Here is a 5,251-nt window from a genome sequence, read left to right as displayed (position 1 = left end):
GGCCTGGTGGCCTGCCCGCAGTGGGCGCTGTCCCGCCGGCCGGGCCGGGCCTGCTGCCGCCCGGGTACCCGGCACCGCAGTACCGCCAGTGGCCGGACCAGGCGGCCCGCCGCACCGCACCCGAGGCGCAGCGCCCGGCCAGCATGACCCTGCTGTACGTGTGGATCCTGCTGTTCGGCTTCGTCGGCACCCAGCTCGCCTGGACGCTGCGCCCGTTCTTCGGCAGCCCCGGGGAGGGCTTCGCGCTGTTCCGTAGCATCGAGGGCAACTTCTACGCCGAGATAGTGCGCACCATCGGCAGCCTCTTCTGACGCCCGTCCGGTAGACCCGCGCGACGGGCGGCGCAGCTCGCCTGAATTCACCGTGCGTCTGGTTGCTTTCCGTGACTTCTGCGGCAGTTGTCCACGGCCTTCGGTCGACATCGAGTTTCGTCATGATCTTCTGACCTGCCTCATCCACCATCCCACGCCCCTTTGCTCCGCACTCATAATCCGCGACACCCGACTGAGCTGGGCATTTGCGCTATCGCTTGATCGCGGGGGTCTGCTGGCCCATTGCTGCGTGGCCGTTGTGGATGTGGGTGCAGAGCGACGGGCGATGGGGGCCGGGCGGAGCAAAGGGCCGCTGAGCACGCGAAGCATTTTCAGGGCAGTTCCCCAGGTGTCGCCGTTCAGGGCCGGTCGAGAGCGCGGACGACGGCGGCCAGCGCGTCGGCGACGAGCCGTTCGTCCAGTGGCTGCGGCACCCTGGTCACGGAGAGCGTGACGAGGTTGTGGCCCACCCTGACCATGACGAACGCGGTGCTGCCGGTGATCAGGTTGGCACCGCTGCCGACCGAGAGCGCGTAGTCGACGCGCCAGGACTGCTCGCCGACTGCCGGTGCCGGCCGGGCGTGCACCGTGAACCGCACGGGCGAGCCACCGCCGTTGCTGCCGGTGAACCGCCGGCACGCGGCGCGGGCGGCGTCCGCGGCGGCGAACACCGAGCCGGGCACCGGATCGGCGTACGAGGCGACGGTCACGTTCACCGTGGTCGACGCGATGCCGACCCGGCTCGGCGGCGTGGAGTAGCCCGCCTCGGCGGCGGCCCGCTCGCCGGGCTTCAGCACGTCGAGGTAGGCGTCCCGGGCCAGCGGGCGGCAGGCGGCCGGCTCGATCCGGGTCTCGGTGTCCGGTTCGGTCTCCTTGGCGACCCACGACTTCGGCAGCGCCGACCGGACCCCCTGCGCGACCACCCGAGCCTCGGCGGCGCTGAGCAGGCGGCCGGCTTCGGCGGAGGCGCCGCTGGCCGGTGGCCCCGTACGCGTCGGTTCGGTGGTCGCCGCCGGGCCGCCGGGAGCGGTCGGGGCGACGCCGGGGGCCGGCGAAGCGGGTGGCGCGGTGGCGTTACCGCTGCCGGCCGGCGGCACGGACGGGCCGGCGGCGGGTAGCGGTGCCGGCGCGTAGCTGCCGGGCACTCCCGGGCCGAGGACGACCCCGGCCAGCAGCACCGTGAGCAGTCCCGTCGCGGGCAGCGCCAACCGGCCCGGCAGCAGTGGGCGGCCTGGCGGTGCTGGGCGGTGGGGTAGGTCCGGGAGGCGGTCGGGCGGTGCCAACCGGTCGGGCGGCGTTGGGCGGTCGGGCCGGTCCCGGACGCGGTCGGGCTGCGCGGCGCGGCCGGGGCGCAGCAGCAGGACGGCCGACGTGAACGCCGCCAGGAACAGCAGCCAGACCAGGGGCGTCCCGACGGCGAGCCGGAGCGCCAGCGCGTCGGCCGCCCGCCCGGTCGCGGCCGAGTGCGCGTACTGGAGGAAGCCGGCCAGCCCCGTCGCGGACCCGGCGGCGAGCAGCGAACGGGCGAGGGCACGCGGGCCCGGCCCGGTCGCGGTCACGAGCAGGACGACCCAGCCGGTGAGGGCGCAGAGCAGCCACCGGGCCTGCGCCGTACGCAGCGCCTCGTCCAGCGTGGCGGGCGGATCGAGTTGGGTACGCAGGACCGCGCCGGTCCCGCCGACGAGCACGGCGAGCGCGACCACCCTCGCCTCGATCGACCTGACGGCCCGGCGCAGCGCGACCGGTCCGGTGGCGAGTGACCGCACCGCGATCAGCGCCGGCAGTGCGAGCGCGGCCGGCCAGGCGGTCTTCGGCAGCGCGTACACCAGCCAGGCCCGGAACGTGACCGGGTCGGCCAGCACCGCAGCGAGTACGGGCAGCGGCCACAGCAGGACGGCCGTGGCGGCGAGCGCCACCAGGTAGCCGGCGAGCCGCCACCCGCCCTGCGCCGGGCCCGCCGAGGGCCCAGTCCCGGCCAGTACGGTCGCGAGGGCCACACAGAGGCCGACCGCGCCCGCCCCCAGGGTCGCGGTCGCGGCGGCGAGCAGCAGGCTGTCCGTCATCCCCGGGGTAAGGAACAGCCCGTCCGCACCGGGCAGGGGGAGCCGCGCCGTGCCGAACGCGGCCACGAAGAGGCCGGTCGCCGTGCCGACGATCGATCGTCGCCATCCAGCCGGCACCCCGGCCCACCGGGCCGACTCCGCCCGGCGGACCAGCGACGGCAGGAGCCCACCGACGAGCAGCGCGGCGCCGACCCAGGCGGCGACGGCCGTCGGCAGCCAGCCCTGCGCCGCGTAATGCAGCTCCCGGGCGAGGTTCGAGGCGCTGCCCATCGCCACGACCGTCACCGCGCCGACCGCCAGCCCCTGCCCCAGCTCGCCGTCGCGCCGGCGGTCCGGATGCCGTAGCGACCGGACCCGGTCCAGCGGCCGGGGGTGGCGGGCGAGCGGGCGGCGCAGCGCGGCGATCACCCGGTTGCCGGCCGGCACCGTGCGGGTGGCGGCTTCGCTCAGCAGCGCGGTCAGCGCGTCCGACTGGCCGGCCCGCGCGGCGTGCCGGTCCGCCTCCCGCTCACGCATCCGGAGCAGGCTGGCGGACAGAAGCGCGACCAGACCCGCCAGGAGCGAAACCGTGAGCAGCGAGCCACCGAGGATCACGGTCGTTCCTCCGGGGGCGACCTGCGGCGGCCCGTCGCCGAGGGGGAACATCAGCCGGTTGGAGGCGACCTCCACGAGCACGCCCACGGCGACCGCCGGCACGGGCAACCAGACGAGTCCCCGTACGGCGGCCACCCAGGTCACGTCGCGGGCCCGTACGTGGGCGAGTTCGTGTTGGACGACCGGGTCGAACCGGGCCGGGTCGCGGTACGCCACGGCGACTTTCGCCGGGAGCACGACGAGCGGCCGCCGGCCGACGACCCCGGTGGTGAACGCCTGCCGCACCGGTGGACCGGCGATGAGCAGGCGCGGCCGGTCCCGGCCGATCAGCCCGTTGTCGTCGCAGAGCGCGTCGAACCGGTCGACCGCGCCCGGTACGGCGAACCGGCCCTGGTGCCGGCGCAGCCGCCACTGGTCGACCGCCGGCACCAGCAGCAGCAACAGGGCCGCGCCGGCCAGCACCGCGCCCACCGCACCGAGCATGACCAACGCGCGTTCCCGGGCCGGACCGGCCATGCAGTCGATGAGCCCGGGCGGGGTGGGATTCGCGGCGCTCGCCCCGAACGCCAGATCACACTCGGTGAGGGCGACGGCCCACGGACGGCTCCACGACCGGTTGGCGAAAAAGAGGAGGTCTCCCGCCCGGCTCCCGACCGCGACCAGCGCCGCGACGACGAGCAGGTACAGCCAGCCCAGCCGGTACGGTGGCGCGTCACGGCCTTCGGGTGGTGGCGCGTCAGGGCTTCCGGGTGGCGGTGGCGTGTCGTGGCCTTCGGGTGGCGGCGGCGCGTCAGGGTCCTCCGGCGGTGGGCTGGCCGGCCGGGTCACCGGTCGCCCGGTACGGCGATCGCGCCCACCAGGGCGTCGGCCAGCAGATCGGCCGCCTCCGGTGGCAGGCCCAGCGCGAGTGCGTGCCGGCGGCACGCCTGCCGCAGCTCAGCCACCTGCGGCTTGGTCAACCCAAGCCCGTCCACCCGCCCGGTATGCACGCTCGCCTCCGAGCCGGCACCCGTGCCGCCGTCGACCTCCCCGGCCGATCTCGGCGCGTCGGCCGGTACCGAAGCGGCAGGGCGTCCGGTGTCGTCCGCCGGGTCCGTGGGTTCGTCCGCCGGCTCCGGCGATCCGTCCGTGGGCTGCGTGGGTTCGCCGGCCAGGTCTGTGGGGCCGGCGGCCCGGTCCGTGGGTTCGGCGGCTGGTCCCGTCGATTCGGCAGCCGGGTCCATGGGGTCGGCCGCCGCCGCGCCCCGGCTGCGGTGCCGCACCCACCTTGCCCGGAGCCCGGCGCCGATTCCGGTCGCTCCGAGCACGAGCACCTCGCTCACGGCGGCGGAGGCGGCCTGGAGGAACAGCTCACTGACCAGCGCGGCATCGATGCCGAAACCGACGGCGCTGCCCGGGGTCCCGGGTCGGCGGCTGGACCTGGCCGTTCGTTCCTGCCAGCCCGCGACCACCCCGTCGAACACCTCCAGCTCCTCTGGGGCGTACCGGGTCACCGCACTACGCGCGGCATCGACGACGAGCGTGGCGGCGCGCTGCTGTGCATCGATCACACGATCATCCTGCCGCCGCCCGCCCAGCGGTGAAAGTCTCCGATGGAGATCCGACTTGAACCAAAAGTTACCGGAGAGTAGCGTGCGGGCGTGACCATCGACTCGCGCCAGGTCGCCGCCGGCATGCTGGAGGCGGTGCCGTTCGCCCGTACGCTCGGTGTCGAATTCGTGGAGGTGGTCCCCGAGGCCGAGGGCGGGGTGCGCGCCGTGGTCCGGCTGCCCGACTCGCCGGCCACCCACAACCACGTCGGCGGTCCGCACGCCGGCGCGATGTTCGCCCTCGGCGAGACCGCCTCCGGCGCGGTGGTGCTGGCCGCGTTCGGGCAGTTCCTCGACCGGGCGGTGCCGCTGGCGGTGCGGGCCGAGATCGCGTACCGGAGGCTGGCGATGGGGCCGGTGCTGGCCACCGCGCGGCTCGGCCGGCCGGTGCCCGAGGTGGTCGCGGAGCTGGACGCCGGCCAGCGGCCCGAGTTCCCGGTCGAGATCGAGATCGGCACCGAGGACGGCACACCGACCTCGGCGATGACGGTCGTCTGGACGCTGCGCCCCCACCGCTGAGCCACTCCAACCGCCGATCCGCCCCTCGCCTCGTCGCCGCGCGCGCCTGGCGCCTGACCTGGCGTGGGTGCGAGGGGTGACCTTCTATACCGTAGGCGTTAATAGGGGGCCCTTCCTTCTCGGCAATCGGGTTGGGCGGGTTCGGGGGGTGGATAGATTCGAACCGTGCTGGGCC

3 protein-coding genes and 1 pseudogene are annotated in these 5,251 nt (G+C 75.2%); 2 read left to right on the top strand and 2 right to left on the bottom strand.

Going from position 1 to position 5,251, the window contains the following annotated elements:
* Positions 1-311, top strand: a pseudogene (locus E1258_RS29455) (hypothetical protein); the annotation flags it as partial.
* Positions 312-670: 359 nt separating this feature from the next.
* Here the strand turns inward: E1258_RS29455 and E1258_RS29450 are convergent.
* Positions 671-3,796 (bottom strand): M48 family metalloprotease, encoded by a 3,126-nt coding sequence (locus tag E1258_RS29450; RefSeq protein ID WP_132406860.1) that lies wholly within the window; start codon positions 3,794-3,796, stop codon positions 671-673.
* Positions 3,793-4,518, bottom strand: coding sequence for a hypothetical protein (locus tag E1258_RS29445; RefSeq protein WP_132406858.1), 726 nt, complete (start codon positions 4,516-4,518; stop codon positions 3,793-3,795). The genes E1258_RS29450 and E1258_RS29445 overlap by 4 nt, the downstream gene beginning before the upstream one ends.
* Positions 4,519-4,608: 90 nt before the next feature.
* On the opposite strand from E1258_RS29445, the gene E1258_RS29440 reads away from it, so the two are divergent.
* Complete coding sequence (locus tag E1258_RS29440; RefSeq protein ID WP_132406856.1) at positions 4,609-5,076, top strand: DUF4442 domain-containing protein; 468 nt, start codon at positions 4,609-4,611, stop codon at positions 5,074-5,076.
* The last annotated feature ends 175 nt before the right edge of the window (positions 5,077-5,251 follow it).

The sequence above is a fragment of the Micromonospora sp. KC207 genome, assembly GCF_004348615.1.
In the GTDB taxonomy this organism is placed as follows: Bacteria; Actinomycetota; Actinomycetes; order Mycobacteriales; family Micromonosporaceae; genus Micromonospora.
The sequence above is the reverse complement of the archived record's forward strand: the minus strand, read 5'-3'. Positions and strand labels throughout refer to the sequence as shown.